We start from the raw sequence: 17,492 nt of genomic DNA on the forward strand, positions 1-17,492 counted from the left end.
GCCTGATGGAATCACATTGCTGCGCTCATTTGCCCCACTGAATCCTTCACCAGGGCAGGCCGCAGAGGTCGATGGTGCCGAGCGTCGGCGCACGGACGATGTCGAACACGTAGGGTGCCAACTGCGTGAAGCGGATGCGGCCCTCCGGCTGCTCGCAATAGATGTCGCCGGTGAAGGCGCGCCATTTGCGGGCCTCGTAGAACGCGACATTGTGCGGCTCGCAGAACAGGAGCGCGAAGCGAACCGCCTCGTTGGCGCGCATGGTGTGCACCGCCGCGTCGTTCGCCATGGTGGCATAGCCGCGGCCCCGGCGATCCTCGCGCGTGCAGACCCCGCCGATGCCGCCGACATGCGCCTTCTGTCCATTCCAGGTGATGGTGCGGAAATAGATGCCGACATGGCAGACGAGGCCGTCCTGGGGAGTCTCGATCAGCACGCGGAGATCGGGATTCGCCCACTTGATATGACCCCAGGGCAGCTTCTCCACCACATCGCGCGGATAGACTGCCTTGAAAAGCGGTTCGGCGATCGGCCACGCGGCATCGCCGTTCAAAATGTCGATTTCGATGCTCATGGCTTTTGCAGCTCTGCTCCGTGACGCATTCGTTCTGCCATAAGCGCTTCAAAGGCAATGATATTTTTCAGTGATCTGAAAGCTGTGCAATCGGGCCATGCCGTCGCAGTCGCGCCTTTTCGCAATTTGGCGGTATTTAACGGCGCAGGAACCTTCTATAAGGGGTGACCGTTAAAACGTTCCCCACCCAGTTGCGGACAAGAACCCATGACATTCACGCTGCCCCCCCTCCCTTACGCCTATGACGCCCTCGGCCAGTTCATGTCGAAGGAGACGCTGGAATTCCACCACGACAAGCATCATCAGGCCTACGTCACCAACGGCAACAACGCGCTCAAGGGGACCGAATGGGAAGGCAAGTCCCTTGAAGAGATCGTCAAGGGCTCGTTCGGCAAGAACCCCGCGGTGTTCAACAACGCCGGCCAGCACTACAACCACATCCACTTCTGGAGCTGGATGAAGCCCAATGGCGGCGGCACCAAGCTGCCGGGCAAGCTCGAGAAGAAGATCAACGAGGACCTCGGCGGCTTCGAGAAGTTCAAGACGGACTTCCAGGCAGCCGGCGTCGGCCAGTTCGGCTCCGGCTGGGCCTGGCTCCAGGTCAAGGACGGCAAGCTCGAAATCGCCAAGACCCCCAACGGCGAGAATCCGCTGGTGCACGGCGCGACCCCGATCCTCGGCGTCGACGTCTGGGAGCACTCCTACTACATCGATTATCGCAACCGCCGTCCCGACTATCTCAAGGCGTTCGTCGAGAACCTCGTGAACTGGGAATACGTCGAGTCCCTGTTCGACAAGGCGTAAGCTGTCCCGTCATTCCGGGGCGCGCGAAGCGCGAGCCCGGAATCCATTCATCCACTTGGGCTGACGCCCGATGGATTCTCAGGTGCGCAATTGCGCACCATAGCTTGGCGCTGACGCGCCGCCCCGGAATGACAAAGAGGCGGTCGCTCACGTGGCCGCCTTTTTGCTGTGCGCAATTGCCTGATTGAGCCAGTCCTGCGTGGTGCGCGCACGGGTCTGCCATCGTTCCGTTTGCAACGCCTCGGCGGCGCCCTTAATCAGGACGGGCATCACCCTCGAGCCGACCGAGCCCGTTGTCAGAGCCTTCCCCGAAAAGTCCTGAGCCTGCCGAGGATTCGGAGTCTGAGCCGCGGCCGGGGCGTGTCCGCAAGCCGATCGGCTGGTCGACCATCATCATCGCAGCCCTGGTGGCGGTGAGCGCAGCGCTGGTCTGGCGGCGTGACGGCACCGACGGCGTCCTCGACATTCTCACCCACGACCTCTCGCTGTTCGGCGGCATCCTGCCGCGCGTGCTGGCGGGCTGCCTGCTTGGCGCCTTCATCTCGGAAATCCTGCCGCACGAAAAAGTCTCGCGCGCGCTCGGTCCGAAATCCGGCCTGAAGGGGCTTCTGATCGGCACCGCCTTCGGTGCGATCCTGCCCGGCGGCCCGTTCACCGCCTATCCCGTGGCGAGCGCGCTGCTCGCGGTCGGCGCCGATTTCGGTGCCACCATCGCCATGGTCGTGAGCTGGACCCTGATTGGCTACGGGCGCGCGGTCGCCTGGGAAATCCCGATCATGGGCACCGATTTCACGCTGTGGCGGATCGTGATCTCGCTGCCGCTGCCGGTGCTCGCCGGCGCGCTCGGCCGCTTCGTCTATGTCCGGCTCTATCCGAAGCGCGAAGTCGACGAGGAGGCGGCGTGAGCGCGGCGCTTCTCATCGACATCCTGCTGTGGGGCTCGGTGTTCGGCGTCGGCCTCATCGCCTTCCGCCGCGGCCCTCCGGTGTTCAAGGCCTCGCTGCGCGAAGGCTCGATGGATTTCATCAATATCGTGCCGAGGATTGCGCTCGGCGTGATCGGCTCAGGCTACATCGCCGCCATCATCCCGCAGGAGGTTATCACCGGCTGGCTTGGGCCGGACAGCGGCTGGCTCGGGGTCGCGACCGCCGTGATCGCCGGTGCTGCCACGCCCGGCGGCCCGGTGATCGGCTTTTCCATCGGCACGGTGGCGCTGAAGTCGGGCGGCGGGATGCCCCAGGTGGTCGCCTATGTCGTCGCCTGGGCCCTGTTCGCCTTCCAGCGGGTGATTTTGTGGGAAATCCCGTTCATGCCGGCCCGTTTCGTCTGGTTCCGCTGCGCTGTCTCGGTGCCGTTCCCGTTCGTGGCCGCCGCCATCGCAATGGTGATCGGCAAGCCCTGAGCGGGTCGTGGACAGGCGTAATGTTATAATATAACGTCCTCGAATGGTTCCCGCCGCGTCCCAAGCTCATCATCACGACCATTCCCATGCCCACGGGCATTCGCATGGGCATGATCACAGCCACGCCCATGTCCACGATGCGACCTCGCCGCATCCGGCCCAGGCGGCGCCGTGGTCGATCCTGCGCATGACCATGGCCGCGCGCCTCTCGGCCGCGGTGGCCGTCTGCGCCGTGCTCTGGGCGGTGGTCTGGCTGGCGATGAGGTGATCATGGCGGCCGTGCACTTTCACAACGTCACGCTCGGCTACGACCGGCACCCGGCCGTGCACCATCTCAACGGCGAGGTCGCCTCCGGTGCACTGGTCGCCGTGATCGGGCCGAACGGCGCTGGCAAGTCGACGCTGCTGCGCGGCATCGTCGGTATCCTCAAGCCGCTCGACGGCAGCATCCATCTCGGCGGGCTTAATGCCAGGGATATCGCCTATCTGCCGCAGAGCGCGGAGATCGACCGCAGCTTCCCGATCTCGGTGTTCGATTTCGTCGCCACCGGGCTGTGGCGCGCGACCGGCCTGTTCGGCGGCATCGGCAAGGCTGCGCGCAGCAAGATCCTGCATACGATCGCGGCCGTGGGCCTCAATGGCTTCGAGAACCGCCCGATCGGCACGCTCTCCGGTGGCCAGATGCAGCGTGTGCTGTTCGCGCGCGTGCTGCTCCAGGATGCGAGGCTCATCGTGCTGGACGAGCCCTTCAACGCCATCGACAGCAAGACCACGGCCGATCTGCTGGCGCTGGTGAAACACTGGCACGGTGAAGGCCGCACCGTGCTGGCCGCTCTGCACGATATGGAGATGGTGCGCACGCACTTCGCCGAGACCTTGGTCCTGGCGCGCGGCCCGGTGGCGTGGGGTCCGACGGCGGAGGTGCTCACGCCGGAAAACCTGCTGGTCGCGATGCGGATGTGCGAGGCCTTCGACGACAGCGCCGCGGCCTGCGCGGCCGATGATGCCCGCTCGCGGGCGGCGTGATCCCAGATGGTCTATGACGCGCTGATCGGTCCGTTCACCGAATTCGAGTTCATGCGGCGAGCACTCGCCGCGGTGATCGCGCTGTCGCTGGCAGGCGCGCCGATCGGCGTGTTCCTGATGCTGCGGCGGATGAGCCTCGTCGGCGATGCCATGGCGCATGCGATCCTGCCGGGCGCCGCCGTCGGTTTCCTGCTCTCCGGGCTCAATCTGTTTGCGATGACGGCAGGCGGGCTGGTCGCCGGCTTTGCGGTCGCGATTCTCGCCGGCGTGGTCGCGCGCTCGACCGGGCTGAAGGAGGATGCTTCGCTTGCAACATTCTATCTGGCCTCGCTGGCGCTGGGTGTCACCATCGTCTCGATCAAGGGCACCAATATCGATCTGCTGCACGTGCTGTTCGGCAACATCCTCGCGATGGACGACCAGACGCTGCTGGTGGTCGCCTTCAACGCCACGGTGACGCTGCTGGTACTCGCCGTGATCTACCGCCCCCTGGTAATCGAGAGCGTCGATCCCTTGTTTTTGCGAACGGTGAGCCGCGCCGGAGGGCCTGCGCATCTCGCCTTCCTGGCGCTCGTCGTCATCAACCTCGTCAACGGGTTTCAGGCGCTCGGCACGTTGCTCGCGGTGGGATTGATGATCCTTCCGGCCGGCATCGCGCGGTTCTGGTCGCGCGACCTCACTTTGATGATCTGCATCGCGGTCGTCGCCGCCGCCGTCTCCGGCTATGCCGGCCTCGTGCTCTCGTTCCAGACCCGCGTGCCCTCAGGCCCCGCGATCATTCTCGTGGCGAGCGTGCTCTACATCGTCTCCGTCCTGTTCGGCCGCGTCGGCGGCATTGTCCGGCAGCTGTTTCCCGGCCGGCATCTGGAAGCATGACGATGCGGCGTCTCCTGCTTTGCGTGCTTCTGTTGATCGCCTCGCCGCTGCATGCCGCCGAGCCGCTCAACGTCGTCGCCAGTTTCTCGATCCTCGGCGATTTCGTCCGTACCATTGGCGGCGATCGCGTCAGCGTCACGACGCTGGTCGGCCCCGACAGCGACGTCCATGTTTACACGCCGGCCCCATCCGACGCGAAGCGGATCGCGGACGCAAAACTCGTCATCGTCAACGGTCTTGGGCTGGAGGGCTGGCTGCCGCGGCTGGTGCAATCCTCCGGCAGCAAGGCGACAATCGTGACCGCGAGCGCCGGCATCGCACCCTTGAAGCTCGGCTCGGCCGCAGACCCCCATGCCTGGCAGTCCGTCCCCAATGCCAAGATCTATGTGACTGATATCGCCAACGCGCTGGCCGCGGCCGACCCCGACGATGCCGATCTCTTCCGCACCCAGGCAAAAGCCTATCTGGAAAAGCTCGAAGCGCTCGACCGCGAGGTTCGCGACGCCGTGGCCAAAATCCCGGCGGAGCGGCGCAAGGTCATCTCCACCCACGATGCCTTCGGCTATTTCGCCGCTGAATACGGCGTGCAGTTCATTGCCCCCCTGGGGGTCTCCACCGAAACCGAGCCCAGCGCGCGGGACATCGCCGCCATCATCGGCCAGATCAAGGCTCAAAAAATCCCGGCGGTATTTCTGGAAAATATCAGCGACGACCGGCTGATCCGGCGGATCGCGGCCGAGACCGGGGCCAAGGTCGGCGGGACCCTGATTTCGGATGGTTTGACCGGCGAAAAGGGGCCCGCACCCACTTACATTGACATGGTCAGGCACAATATAAAGGCCCTGACCAGCGCGCTTGACCACTAGGGCAGGGGGCCACCCCGCCGTGCGTCGCGCGACAAGCCCGAAGTCGGAGTTGTTATGTCTGAAGCGACCGCCTCGAAAATTCCCGTGACCGTCCTGACCGGCTATCTCGGCGCCGGCAAGACCACGCTGTTGAACCGCATCCTGTCGGAAAACCACGGCAAGAAATACGCCGTCATCGTCAACGAATTCGGCGAGATCGGCATCGACAACGACCTCATCATCGGCGCCGATGAGGAAGTGTTCGAGATGAACAACGGCTGCATCTGCTGCACCGTGCGCGGCGACCTCGTGCGCATCATGGAAGGTCTGATGAAGCGCAAGGGCAAGTTCGACGCCATCATCGTCGAGACCACGGGTCTCGCCGATCCGGCGCCGGTCGCCCAGACCTTCTTCGTCGACGAGGACGTGCAGAAGAACGCCCGGCTCGACGCGGTGGTGACCGTTGCCGATGCCAAATGGCTGTCCGACCGTCTGAAGGACGCACCCGAAGCCAAGAACCAGATCGCCTTCGCCGATGTGATCGTGCTGAACAAGACCGATCTCGTCACCAAGCCGGAGCTTGCCGAGGTCGAGGCCCGCATCCGCGCTATCAACCCCTATGCGAAACTCCACCGCACCGAGCGCTGCTCGGTCGCCCTGGCTGACGTGCTCGATCGCGGCGCATTCGACCTCGACCGCATCCTCGATATCGAGCCGGACTTTTTGGAGGTCGACGATAATGATCACGACCATGATCATCACGGCCACGACCATCATCACCATCATGGTCACGGCCACGGCCTGAAGCACTATCACGACGAGGACATGCAATCGCTGTCGCTCAAGACCGACAAGCCGCTCGATCCGAACGTGTTCATGCCCTGGCTCCAGAACCTGGTGCAGGTCGAGGGCGGCAAGATCCTGCGCTCCAAGGGCATCCTCGCCTTCCACGACGACGACGACCGCTACGTGTTCCAGGGCGTCCACATGATGCTGGAGGGCAATCACCAGCGGAAATGGAAGGACGGCGAGCCGCGCCAGAGCCGCCTCGTCTTCATCGGCCGCGAATTGCCCGAAGAGCTCATTCGTTCGGGCTTCGAGAGCTGCATCGTCTCGTGATGAAAGAGTTTACGCCGGCTCCGGATTCCGCCTCGATCGTCTCCGTCACCGACCGCGTCAAGCCGGTTGCGCTCGGCATGGGCGTGACCTCTGTGCATTTCCTTGGCCCCCGCGCGGCCTTCGTTGGCAGTGAGGAGAACGTCGCGTTCGTCGACGCCAAGGGCGAGATCAGCACCGTCGCCGTCCACAGCGGCGGTATTCTCTCGGCCGCCTCCGACGGCAAGCGCCTCGTGATGGGCGGCGATGATGGCAAGGTTGTCGCGCTCGACGCCAAGGGCGAGGTGACGCTGCTCGCCACCGATACGAAGCGGCGCTGGATCGACGCGGTGGCGCTGCATCCGGATGGGGCCTACGCCTGGTCGGCCGGCAAGACCGCGACCGTCAAGAGCGGCAAGGCCGAGGAGAAGTCGCTCGAGGTGCCCTCGACCGTCGGCGGCCTCGCGTTCGCGCCGAAGGGCTTGCGGCTCGCGATCGCGCATTACAACGGCGCGACGCTGTGGTTTCCCAACATGGAAGGATCAGCCGAATTCCTGCCCTGGGCCGGCTCGCATCTCGGCGTCACCTTCAGCCCGGACAACAAATTCCTGGTCACCACCATGCATGAGGCGGCGCTGCATGGCTGGCGGCTCGCCGATAACAGGCACATGCGCATGACCGGCTATCCCGGCCGCGTCCGCTCGATGTCCTGGAGCGCCGGCGGCAAGGGGTTGGCGACCTCGGGTGCCGACACCGTCATCATCTGGCCGTTCGCCAGCAAGGACGGCCCGATGGGCAAGGAGCCCGCGATGCTGGCGCCGCTGCAGGCGCGCGTGTCGGTTGTCGCCTGCCACCCCAAGAACGACATCTTCGCCGCCGGCTACAGCGACGGCACCGTGCTGATGGTGCGGTTGGAGGATGGCGCGGAGATCCTGGTTCGCCGCAACGGCACGCCGCCGGTGGCCGGGCTCGCCTGGAACGCCAAGGGCACGCTGCTGGCCTTCGCCGACGAAAATGGGGACGGCGGCCTGCTGGAGCTTTGATCTGTCATGGTTCCGGCCGTATAGGGAATCATGCGGTTCCTGACGACCTTCCAGCTTGCTGATTTCGCCGACACGCTGGTCAGCCTGTTCACGGCCTTCGTGCTGGGCACGCTGATCGGCGCCGAGCGGCAATATCGCCAGCGTACTGCGGGCCTGCGCACCAATGTGCTGGTCGCGGTCGGCGCGGCCGCCTTCGTCGATCTCGCCATGCATCTGGACGGCGCCGATGGCGCGGTCCGGGTGATCGCCTATGTCGTCTCCGGCATCGGATTCCTTGGCGCCGGCGTCATCATGAAGCAGGGCATGGACGTGCGCGGGCTCAACACCGCGGCGACGCTGTGGGCCTCGGCCGCGGTCGGCTCCTGCGCCGGCGCCGACATGGTCGCGCAGGCGGCGGCGCTGACCGTGTTCGTCATCGCCGGCAACACCATGCTGCGTCCGCTGGTCAACGCCATCAACCGCATTCCGTTGAATGAGAAGACTTCGGAGGCGACCTACTACTTCAAGCTCGCGGTCGCGACCGATGCGTTGCCCGACATGCGCGACCGCCTCGTCGACAAGCTCGAGGCGGCGAAGTATCAGGTGGCTGACATCGAAATCGTCGAGATCGGTGACGACATCCTGGAGATCGTCGCAAAGCTGGTTGCGACTGCCGTCGATCCGAACGAGCTGAACGCCGTGGCGACCGATCTCCAGCACCTGCCCGGCGTGCGCCACGCCACCTGGGAGGTCAGCACCACAGACTGAGCGTGGCGTTTTGGCGCGCTGGCGCCCGGTTCCCCGGCCTGGCGGGCACGGAACCGCAGTCGGAGAACTTCGTTGATCCCGCGGACAAAGGCGGTGATCGACATGCCCGGCCAAGATGACAAGCGCAGACTGAAGCTCGACCTGACAATTGCCTGCTCGTTGTTCGCAGCAGGCGTCGCGGTGTCAGTGGTGTCGCTCGCCCAAATCCGCGCCCAAAGCCGGATGGAGCTGGCGCAGGCGACGCAGCCGCTGCAGGGCACGCCGTCAGACGATCAGAGCAAGACGCCGGCCGAAGCCAAGCCCGGCGGCGAGCGCCCGACCACGCCGGCGCCCGAGCCGGCGCGCCCCGATCCGCAGACCCAGGGCGCGGCGACCAAGCCGGCCCTGCCGCCGGCCCCGGCCGAAAAGGTCGCGCCGCCGATCAAGGAGAAGTAGCCCCCAGGGCAACCTATTGTGACGCGCATTTTACGATCGATGCCGATTCTACGATCTCGCCTCGGCGCACGACCCGCTCCATAATCTGTCGCACCAACGACAGATGGGGTCCGCCATGAAGATCGAAGACGTCCGCCGCACCGCTTATTCGATGCCGCTCACCAACCCGTCATTCCCGCCGGGGCCATATCGCTTCTTCGACCGCGAATACTTCATCATCACCTACAGGACGGATCCCGAAGCCCTTGCGGCCGTGGTGCCCGAGCCGCTTGAGGTGACGGAGCCGGTGGTGAAATACGAGTTCATCCGCATGCCCGACTCGACCGGCTTCGGTAACTACACCGAAACCGGGCAGGTGATCCCGGTCCGCTTCAAGGGCGAGGAGGGCGCCTATACTCACGCGATGTATCTGGACGACGAGGCTCCGATTGCCGGCGGCCGCGAGCTCTGGGGATTTCCGAAGAAGCTCGCAAGACCGAAGATCGAGGTCGAAACCGACGTGCTGGTCGGCTCGCTGCATTACGGCTCGGTGCTCTGCGCTTCGGCAACGATGGGTTACAAGCACCGCAAGGTCGACCACGACACGGTGCTGAAGTCGATGGCGGCGCCAAACTTCATCCTGAAGATCATCCCGCATGTCGACGGCAGCGCGCGGATCTGCGAGTTGGTGCGTTTTCATCTCGATGACGTCGTGCTGAAGGAAGCGTGGACCGGTCCTGCAGCACTCGGCCTGTTTCCCCACGCACTCTGTGACGTCGCTCGTCTGCCGGTGCGCGAGGTGATCTCGGCGCTGCATTTCAAGGCGGACCTGACGCTAGGGCTCGGCAACGTGGCGTTCGATTACATGTCGAAGTAACGAAGTACCAAAGCCGGCCGCAAAACGAAAATGCCCGGCGCGAGGCCGGGCATCACGATCGATCAGGCGTCGCGCCCTCACCGCACCAGAATATTCCGGAACTGCCAGGGATCGCTGGTGTCGATGTCTTCCGGGAACAGTCCCGGACGATCCGTCAGCGGCGTCCAGTCGGTGTAGAAACCCTTCACCGGGCCGAGATACGGCAGCTGGATTTCCAGCAGACGGTCGAAATCCATCTCGTCGGCTTCGACGATGCCTTCCTTCGGGTTTTCCAGCGCCCACACCATGCCACCGAGCACGGCGGAGGTCACCTGCAGGCCGGTGGCGTTCTGATAGGGCGCGAGCTTGCGGGTCTCCTCGATCGAGAGCTGCGAGCCGTACCAATAGGCGTTGTTGTCATGGCCGAACAGCAGCACGCCGAGCTCGTCGATGCCGTCGACGATCTCGTTCTCGTCGAGGATGTGGTGCTTTTCCTGCATCTTCGCGGCGCGGCCGAACATTTCATGCAGCGACAGCACGGCATCGTCGGCCGGGTGATAGGCATAGTGGCAGGTCGGCCGATAGACCGCCTTGCCCGATGCGTCACGCACCGTGAAGTAATCGGAGATCGAGATCGACTCGTTGTGGGTGACGAGGAAGCCGTATTGCGCGCCGCGGGTCGGGCACCAGGTGCGCACGCGCGTGTTGGCGCCGGGCTGCATCAGATAGATGGCAGCGCCGCAGCCGGCTTCGTGGGTGTGCGCATTCTCGGGCATCCATTTTTCATGGGTGCCCCAGCCGAGCTCGGACGGCTGCACGCCTTCCGACAGGAAGCCTTCCACCGACCAGGTGTTGACGAAGACATCAGGCTCTTTCGGCTTCTTGGCGCGCTGGGTGTCGCGTTCGGCGATATGGATGCCCTTGATGCCGGCCTGCCGCATCAAGTCAGCCCATTCGGCCTTGGTCTTCGGCTTGGGGGCGTTGAGTTTCAGGTCGGCCGCGACATTGAGCAGCGCCTGCTTGACGAAAAACGAGACCATGCCGGGATTGGCGCCGCAGCAGGAGACAGCCGTGGTCGAGCCCGCCGGGCGCGCCTTCTTGGCGGCCAGCGTCACTTCGCGCAGCGCATAGTTGGAGCGCGCTTCCGGGCCCTTCGAGGCATCGAAATAGAAGCCGAGCCAAGGTTCGTTGACGGTGTCGATATAGAGCGCGCCGAGCTCGTTGCAGAGCTCCATGATGTCGGTCGAACCGGTGTCGACCGAGAGATTGACGCAAAAGCCCTGGCCGCCGCCTTCGGTGAGCAGCGGGGTCAGCAACTCCCGATAATTATCCCTGGTCACGGCCTTCTGGATGAAGCGCACATTCTGCTTCTCGCAATGCGCCTTGCGGCCCTCGTCCTTGGGATCGATCACGGTGACGCGCGACTTGTCGTAATCGAGATGCCGCTCGATCATCGGCAGCGTACCTTTGCCGATGGAGCCGAAGCCGACCATGACGATGGGACCGGTGATCTTCGCGTAGATCTGCGAGGGGTGGCTCATGGGATGGGTTCTCCGGAACGTGCTGGCGGACAAAGGGTGAGGCAAAGGGTGGATGGATCAGGCGCTGCGGCGCTTGGCGGTGACTTCGATTTCGACCTTCATCTCGGGCTTGGCGAGGGCGCTGACGACCAGCAAGGTCGCAGCCGGCCTGATGTCACCGAGAACCTCGCCGCAGACGGCGAAGTGGGCGTCGATGTAGCTCGCGTCGGTGACGTAGTAGGTCGCACGGACGATATCGGCCATCTCGAATCCGCCCTCCTTCAGGGCGGTTGCGATGGTCTTGAAGCAGTTGCGTGACTGGCTCGTGACATCGGCCGGCATCGTCATCGTCGTGTAGTCATAGCCGGTGGTTCCCGCGACGAAGGCGAAATCGCCGTCGATCACGGCGCGGCTGTAGCCGACGCTCTTCTCGAGGGGGGAGCCGGTGGAAATCAGGCGGCGGGACATGGGTTCGGCCTCGACTGAAAGCGGGAATTTCGTGGGGTTAAAGGGCGTTTCCGGGGCCCGCGCAACCCCAAAGGGACAGGCGCGCGTGGGCATCGCCGCTGAACGCGGCTCGGGTCGTCGCCATCATGGCTATCCCTTAGGCCGCGTGCGCTTGGAGGGCGCGAACTACCCTCCGTTTGGGCAGGGCCGCGCCGGTTGGGACGATCATCCCCTCGGCGTGATCCAGCGCACCGGCCTCGAATTCGATGGCCAGCAGACGGTCGCGCTCGAACGGGCCGGGCAGCATCAGCGCGCCGGTCTTCTCAGCGGAGAAGCCGAAACGGGCGTAGTAGGGGGCATCGCCGAGCAGGATCACGGCGGCATGCCCGCGCGCCCGGGCGGCGGCCAGCGCTTGTTGCATCAGCGCGGCGCCGATCCCGAGCTCGCGGCAGGCAGGGTCCACCGCCAGTGGTCCGAGGACCAGAGCGGGCCTGCCTCTGGCGCTGACGTGCCACAGCCGCACGGTTCCCACGAGTGTCCCCTCGCGCACCGCCGACAGGGCAAGGCCTGCCGCTGGTGCACGTCCGTCGCGCAGGCGCTGGCAGGTGCGGTCATGGCGGTCTTCGCCAAAGCAGGCATCCAGCAGCGCTTCACGCATCGTGACGTCGACAGCACGTTCCGCACGGATCGCGAACGGAGCGGCTTTCGAGGTGAGGGCGACTTGTGGCATCCGAAAAGCAGTCATGGCGCGTCAGTCCCCGCTTGAGCTGACGTGCGCGCGGCACGCCAGTCCAAGGCGTCGTCAGAATGGCAATGTCAGGAAGGGAGCCGGCGGACCGGCTCCCGGGTTCGTCAGGCCTCAGAAAGAGAGAGGCGGATCAGATGTGGTAGGTCTTCAGCGGCGGGATGCCGTTGAATGCCACCGCCGAGTAGGTCGACGTATAGGCCCCGGTGCCTTCGATCAGCAGCTTGTCGCCGATCTCGAGCGTCACCGGAAGCGGATACGGGTTCTTCTCGTACAGCACGTCGGCGCTGTCGCAGGTCGGGCCCGCGAGCACGCACGGGGTCATGTCCGCACCGTCATGCGGGGTGCGGATGGCGTAGCGGATCGACTCGTCCATGGTCTCGGCGAGACCGCCGAACTTGCCGATGTCCAGGTAGACCCAGCGCACCTCGTCCTCGTCGCTCTTCTTCGAGATGAGCACGACCTCGGATTCGATGATGCCGGCGTTGCCCACCATGCCGCGGCCCGGCTCGATGATGGTCTCCGGAATCTGGTTGCCGAAGTGCTTGCGCAGCGCGCGGAAGATCGAGCGGCCGTAGGTCACGACCGGCGGCACGTCCTTCAGGTACTTGGTCGGGAAGCCGCCGCCCATGTTGACCATGGTCAGGTTGATGCCGCGCTCGGCGCAGTCGCGGAACACCTGCGAGGCCATCGCCAGCGCACGGTCCCACGCCTTCACCTTGCGCTGCTGCGAGCCGACATGGAAGGAGATGCCGCACGGCTCCAGGCCCAGGCGCTTGGCGACGTCGAGCACCTCGACGGCCATCTCCGGGTCGCAGCCGAACTTGCGCGACAGCGGCCACTCGGCGCCGGCGCAATCATAGAGGATGCGGCAGAACACCTTCGCGCCGGGAGCGACGCGGGCGACCTTCTCGACTTCGGCGGCGCAATCCACCGCGAACAGGCGAATGCCGAGCGCGAAGGCGCGCGCGATGTCGCGCTCCTTCTTGATCGTGTTGCCGAAGGAGATGCGGTCGGGCGTCGCACCGGCGGCCAGCGCCATCTCGATCTCGGCGACGGTCGCGGTGTCGAAGCAGGAGCCCATGGAGGCCAGCAGCGCCAGCACTTCCGGCGCCGGGTTCGCCTTGACGGCATAGAACACGCGGCTGTCGGGCAGCGCCTTGGCGAAGGTCTGGTAATTGTCGCGCACGACTTCGAGGTCGACCACGAGGCAAGGCTCGGTGTCCCGGCCCTCGCTGCGGCGGTTGCGCAGGAATTCCTGAATACGTTCGGTCATAGCACTCTCCCAAACGGCCCAGCGACGGGGATCCGTTCAAAAAATGACGTCGGATAAGAGCGCTCCGGCCAGATCACGCGATGGAGGCGTGACGAGCCAAAGACTCAAACCAGACTGTGCTGCCGTGGATTGGTTGGGAGAGTTTCCCGCCCGCACACCTGGCAATGAAGGACAAGCCTTTTCAGTAGCCCGCGCCGGCGTTGGACTGCCGGTAGAGACCAAAAAAGCCCGATCCGTCGTTGCTTTAAGTCGCGTCCCCCGTTGAGAGCGGGGTGCGCCGGTTCGCCTCCGGCTGCCAGTCACGGTTGCAAAAAGTGAAGTCACCTTCGACAAGGCATCTCTTTGAGAGAGATGCTGGACGCTCCGGGTTTGCTTCGTCGTCCGACCTTTCGATCATCTGACTTCCGCACTTCCGAAGAGCCCCTCGGCTTCTTCACCCCTTGGCGGCTGTCCGGCCTCTTGTCCGGATACCTACCGACTGACACACGACCACAGGCACGTGCGAAATTGGGCAAGAGCGCACATAAGGGTTTTGACTCCGCTTCGCAAGAATTTTTTTAGGCTGAGGACAGAATTGCCTAACATCTGCTTGCGCAGTGTTGCGCGAGCGACGCGGAAGATGAACGCGCGTTAAGTTTTCTGTGTCGCGCGCGTGACTCTCGCACGCGTGAGGCGTCAGCCGCGCTTGAAGAACGGCTCGACGCGCTGAGCTGCGCGGATGAAGGCGGTCATCACGAGGACGCCGAGTGCGAACAGCACGGCCTGCAGGATGTGCGCGCCCTGGTCGCCGAGCCCGAACAGAATGGCGAGCGCCCAGCCGCCGGCAAACGCCGCGCCGAACACCTCCGCGCCGATCAGGATGGCGGCGCTGAGGACGGTGATGACGCTCGGCCAGACGATCTGACGGGAAGACGAGGAGGGCGCGTTCATGGGCTCTGGGGTCCGTGGCTTCGAGGGCCGCAATCTCCCCGAAAAGGCGGGCGGGAGCAAGGCCAAATGGCCCAAAAAAGCCCCATCGCGTGCTATAGCTGGCCCCAACAATCGAGCCAGAAAAACGAGACCAGCGATGTCAGACCCCCGCCAAACTACTGACTCCGAGACCAATCCGCTGCTGAAGGCCTGGGTGACGCCGTTTGCGACCCCGCCCTTCGACGAGATCACGCCGGAGCACTTCCTGCCCGCCTTCGAGCAGGCCTTTGCCGATCACTCCGCCGAGATCGCGGCGATCACCAACGATCCGGCCGCGGCCGACTTCGCCAACACCGTCACGGCGCTGGAGCGCTCCGGCAAGCTGCTCAACAAGGTCGCCTCCGTCTTCTACGACCTGGTCTCGGCGCATTCCAACCCGGCCATCCTGGAGATCGACAAGGAGGTCTCCTTGCGGATGGCGCGGCACTGGAATCCGATCATGATGAACGCCGTGCTGTTTGGCCGCATCGCCCAGCTGCACGAGAACCGCGCCAATCTCGGCCTCGACCCTGAGCAGCTCCGCCTGCTGGAGCGCACCTACACCCGCTTCCACCGCGCCGGCGCCGGCCTCTCCGACGAGGCCAAGACGCGCATGGCCGAGATCAACGAGAAGCTGGCCCAGCTCGCGACCGGCTTCAGCCATCATCTGCTCGGCGACGAGCAGGATTGGTTCATGGAGTTAGGGGAGGCCGACCGCCAGGGCCTGCCGGAGAGTTTTGTGGCCGCCGCCAAGGCTGCGGCAGAAGATCGCGGCATGGAAGGCAAGGCCATCGTGACGCTGTCGCGCTCCTCGACCGAGCCCTTCCTGAAGAGCTCGGCGAGGCGTGACCTGCGCGAGAAGGTCTACAAGGCCTTCACGGCGCGCGGCGACAACGGAAATGGCAACGACAACAACACGACCATCGGCGAGATCCTGAAGCTGCGCGAGGAGAGCGCCAAGCTTCTGGGCTACCCGACCTTCGCCGCCTACCGGCTCGAGGACTCCATGGCCAAGACGCCGGATGCGGTGCGCGGCCTCTTGGAGCGGGTCTGGAAGCCGGCACGCGCCCGGGCGCTCGCCGACCGCGACGAGATGCAGGTGCTGATCACGGAGGAGGGCGGCAATTTCAAGCTCGCGCCGTGGGACTGGCGCTTCTACGCCGAAAAGCTCCGGCTCCAGCGCGCCAATTTCGACGATGCCGCAATCAAGCCATATCTGACGCTCGACCACATGATCGCGGCCGCCTTCGACTGCGCCACCCGCCTGTTCGGCGTCACGTTCGCGGAGCGCAAGGACGTGCCGGTCTGGCACCCCGATGTCCGGGTTTGGGAGGTGAAGGGCCCCGACGGCAAGCACAAGGCGTTGTTCTACGGCGACTACTACGCCAGGCCGTCAAAACGTTCCGGCGCCTGGATGACCTCGCTGCGCGACCAGCAGAAGCTCGACGGCGAGATCGCGCCGCTCGTCATCAATGTCTGCAATTTTGCCAAGGGCACCGGAGCCGAACCCTCGCTGCTGTCGCCCGACGATGCCCGCACCCTGTTCCACGAATTCGGTCACGGCCTGCACGGCATGCTCTCCAACGTGACTTATCCGTCGCTGTCGGGCACCTCGGTGTTCACCGACTTCGTCGAGCTGCCCTCGCAGCTCTACGAGCACTGGCAGGAGCGGCCCGAGGTGCTCCAGCAATTCGCCCGCCACTACCAGACCGGCGAACCGCTGCCGGATGACCTGCTCAAGCGCTTCCTAGCCGCGCGAAAATTCAACCAGGGCTTTGCCACGGTCGAGTTCGTCTCCTCGGCGCTGGTCGATCTCGAATTCCACTCCCAGCCCGCCACAGCGGTTCAGGATGTCCGCGCCTTCGAGAAGAAGGAGCTGCAAAAGATCGGAATGCCCGAGGAAATCTCGATGCGGCACCGGCCCACCCAGTTCGGCCACATCTTCTCCGGCGACCACTACGCGGCCGGCTATTACAGCTACATGTGGTCGGAGGTGATGGACGCCGACGCTTTCGGCGCCTTCGAGGAGGCCGGCAACATCTTCGATCCTGCGGTCGCCAAGCGGCTGCACGACGACATCTATTCGAGCGGCGGATCGGTCGATCCGGAAGCCGCCTACGAGGCCTTCCGCGGCCGCCCGCCCGAGCCCGACGCGCTGCTCCGCCGCCGCGGCCTGCTCGACGACGCCAAGGCGGCCTGACCGGCATGCGCGCCCTGCTGGGATGGCTGCTCGCCGCCGCCGTGATGCTCGCATCAGGCACGGCGAGCGCGCATCCGCATGTCCGGGTCGATGTTACGAGCGAGTTCCTTTATGCCGCAGACGGCAGCGTCACAGGTGTGCGCCACGCCTGGACGTTCGACGAAGCGTTCTCGGCCAGTGCCTTGCAGGGACTGCAGCGAAAGACTGATGGCACCTACTCCCGCGAGGAGTTGACCTCGTTGGCGCAGGCTCAGGTCGAGTCTTTCAAAGAACAGACCTACTTCACCATCGTAACTGCCAACGTCAAGCAGCCGTTCGCAGAGCCGATCGATTGCCTCTTCGAATACGCAGATAATCGCCTGACTCTGCATTTCACCCTGCCGCTGAAAGCGCCCGTGAAGGCGAAGCATGTTCGTCTGGCTATTTTTGATCGCTCCTTTTTCATCGATTTTCGATTGGCAAAGGAGCATCCGCTCAAACTCGTCGGTGCGCCTGCCGGTTGTGAGGTCTGGCTGGGGCGGTCATGGATGATGCCGTCACTAGGCAACGACCGGGATCGCGAGCTGTTGCAGGAAGCCAGCGAGGATTCCTTCAAGGAGGGTGGCGCGAACGCGGCTGTTGGCCTGCTGTTCCTCGTCCCGATCTCGGTGGAGTGCCCATGATCGTGCCGATTT

21 protein-coding genes are annotated in these 17,492 nt (G+C 64.6%); 14 read left to right on the forward strand and 7 right to left on the reverse strand.

Annotation, left to right across the window (positions count from 1 at the left end):
• Window positions 1-46: 46 nt before the first annotated feature.
• A complete protein-coding gene (locus V1280_RS34270; RefSeq protein ID WP_334534924.1) occupies window positions 47-574 on the reverse strand; it encodes a GNAT family N-acetyltransferase in 528 nt (175 codons plus the stop codon).
• A gap of 207 nt (window positions 575-781) precedes the next feature.
• Between V1280_RS34270 and V1280_RS34275 the strand changes: the two genes are divergently transcribed.
• Entirely contained in the window at window positions 782-1,378 is a 597-nt protein-coding gene (locus V1280_RS34275) for a superoxide dismutase (protein WP_334534925.1), read from the forward strand.
• 147 nt (window positions 1,379-1,525) lie between these two features.
• Here the strand turns inward: V1280_RS34275 and V1280_RS34280 are convergent, their stop codons facing one another.
• Window positions 1,526-1,648, reverse strand: coding sequence for a hypothetical protein (locus V1280_RS34280; RefSeq protein ID WP_334534926.1), 123 nt, complete (start codon window positions 1,646-1,648; stop codon window positions 1,526-1,528).
• A 23-nt stretch (window positions 1,649-1,671) separates the two neighbouring features.
• Here V1280_RS34280 and V1280_RS34285 point away from each other — a divergent pair, with 23 nt between their 5' ends.
• The 11 genes from V1280_RS34285 (at window position 1,672) to V1280_RS34335 (ending at window position 9,703) form a co-directional block, all read left to right on the forward strand.
• Complete coding sequence (locus V1280_RS34285; RefSeq protein ID WP_334534928.1) at window positions 1,672-2,283, forward strand: permease; 612 nt, start codon at window positions 1,672-1,674, stop codon at window positions 2,281-2,283.
• Complete coding sequence (locus V1280_RS34290; RefSeq protein WP_334534931.1) at window positions 2,280-2,780, forward strand: hypothetical protein; 501 nt, start codon at window positions 2,280-2,282, stop codon at window positions 2,778-2,780. The genes V1280_RS34285 and V1280_RS34290 overlap by 4 nt, the downstream gene beginning before the upstream one ends.
• Window positions 2,781-2,823: 43 nt before the next feature.
• Window positions 2,824-3,048 (forward strand): hypothetical protein, encoded by a 225-nt coding sequence (locus tag V1280_RS34295; protein ID WP_334534933.1) that lies wholly within the window; start codon window positions 2,824-2,826, stop codon window positions 3,046-3,048.
• A gap of 2 nt (window positions 3,049-3,050) precedes the next feature.
• Window positions 3,051-3,806, forward strand: a complete 756-nt coding sequence (locus V1280_RS34300) for a metal ABC transporter ATP-binding protein (RefSeq protein WP_334534935.1) — start codon at window positions 3,051-3,053, stop codon at window positions 3,804-3,806.
• A gap of 6 nt (window positions 3,807-3,812) precedes the next feature.
• On the forward strand, window positions 3,813-4,682 hold the full coding sequence (locus tag V1280_RS34305) for a metal ABC transporter permease (RefSeq protein WP_334534937.1): 870 nt from the start codon (window positions 3,813-3,815) through the stop codon (window positions 4,680-4,682).
• Between the two features lie 2 nt (window positions 4,683-4,684).
• Complete coding sequence (locus V1280_RS34310; protein ID WP_334534939.1) at window positions 4,685-5,548, forward strand: metal ABC transporter solute-binding protein, Zn/Mn family; 864 nt, start codon at window positions 4,685-4,687, stop codon at window positions 5,546-5,548.
• A gap of 54 nt (window positions 5,549-5,602) precedes the next feature.
• Window positions 5,603-6,646 (forward strand): CobW family GTP-binding protein, encoded by a 1,044-nt coding sequence (locus tag V1280_RS34315; protein ID WP_334534941.1) that lies wholly within the window; start codon window positions 5,603-5,605, stop codon window positions 6,644-6,646.
• Window positions 6,646-7,665: a WD40 repeat domain-containing protein gene (locus V1280_RS34320; RefSeq protein WP_334534943.1), complete on the forward strand. Its 1,020-nt coding sequence runs from the start codon at window positions 6,646-6,648 to the stop codon at window positions 7,663-7,665. Before V1280_RS34315 ends, V1280_RS34320 begins: the two co-directional genes overlap by 1 nt.
• Before the next feature lie 30 nt (window positions 7,666-7,695).
• Complete coding sequence (locus V1280_RS34325; RefSeq protein WP_334534945.1) at window positions 7,696-8,412, forward strand: MgtC/SapB family protein; 717 nt, start codon at window positions 7,696-7,698, stop codon at window positions 8,410-8,412.
• A gap of 102 nt (window positions 8,413-8,514) precedes the next feature.
• Entirely contained in the window at window positions 8,515-8,847 is a 333-nt protein-coding gene (locus tag V1280_RS34330) for a hypothetical protein (protein ID WP_334538482.1), read from the forward strand.
• A 115-nt stretch (window positions 8,848-8,962) separates the two neighbouring features.
• The gene (locus tag V1280_RS34335; protein ID WP_334534947.1) at window positions 8,963-9,703 is read left to right on the forward strand and encodes an acetoacetate decarboxylase; all 741 of its coding nucleotides are present in this window, start codon (window positions 8,963-8,965) and stop codon (window positions 9,701-9,703) included.
• Window positions 9,704-9,780: 77 nt separating this feature from the next.
• Here the strand turns inward: V1280_RS34335 and V1280_RS34340 are convergent, their stop codons facing one another.
• The 5 genes from V1280_RS34340 to V1280_RS34360 form a co-directional block, all read right to left on the reverse strand.
• Window positions 9,781-11,223: a homospermidine synthase gene (locus V1280_RS34340; protein ID WP_334534949.1), complete on the reverse strand. Its 1,443-nt coding sequence runs from the start codon at window positions 11,221-11,223 to the stop codon at window positions 9,781-9,783.
• Window positions 11,224-11,280: 57 nt separating this feature from the next.
• On the reverse strand, window positions 11,281-11,670 hold the full coding sequence (locus tag V1280_RS34345) for a RidA family protein (RefSeq protein ID WP_334534951.1): 390 nt from the start codon (window positions 11,668-11,670) through the stop codon (window positions 11,281-11,283).
• A 136-nt stretch (window positions 11,671-11,806) separates the two neighbouring features.
• Entirely contained in the window at window positions 11,807-12,394 is a 588-nt protein-coding gene (locus V1280_RS34350; RefSeq protein ID WP_334534952.1) for a GNAT family N-acetyltransferase, read from the reverse strand.
• A gap of 133 nt (window positions 12,395-12,527) precedes the next feature.
• Window positions 12,528-13,670, reverse strand: a complete 1,143-nt coding sequence (locus V1280_RS34355) for a type III PLP-dependent enzyme (RefSeq protein WP_334534953.1) — start codon at window positions 13,668-13,670, stop codon at window positions 12,528-12,530.
• Window positions 13,671-14,345: 675 nt separating this feature from the next.
• Window positions 14,346-14,600, reverse strand: a complete 255-nt coding sequence (locus V1280_RS34360) for a hypothetical protein (RefSeq protein WP_334534955.1) — start codon at window positions 14,598-14,600, stop codon at window positions 14,346-14,348.
• A gap of 136 nt (window positions 14,601-14,736) precedes the next feature.
• On the opposite strand from V1280_RS34360, the gene V1280_RS34365 reads away from it, so the two are divergent.
• Window positions 14,737-16,818 (forward strand): M3 family metallopeptidase, encoded by a 2,082-nt coding sequence (locus V1280_RS34365; protein WP_334534957.1) that lies wholly within the window; start codon window positions 14,737-14,739, stop codon window positions 16,816-16,818.
• Between the two features lie 5 nt (window positions 16,819-16,823).
• Entirely contained in the window at window positions 16,824-17,480 is a 657-nt protein-coding gene (locus V1280_RS34370) for a DUF1007 family protein (RefSeq protein ID WP_334534958.1), read from the forward strand.
• The last annotated feature ends 12 nt before the right edge of the window (window positions 17,481-17,492 follow it).

Source organism: Bradyrhizobium sp. AZCC 2230, assembly GCF_036924495.1.
In the GTDB taxonomy this organism is placed as follows: Bacteria; Pseudomonadota; Alphaproteobacteria; order Rhizobiales; family Xanthobacteraceae; genus Bradyrhizobium; species Bradyrhizobium rifense.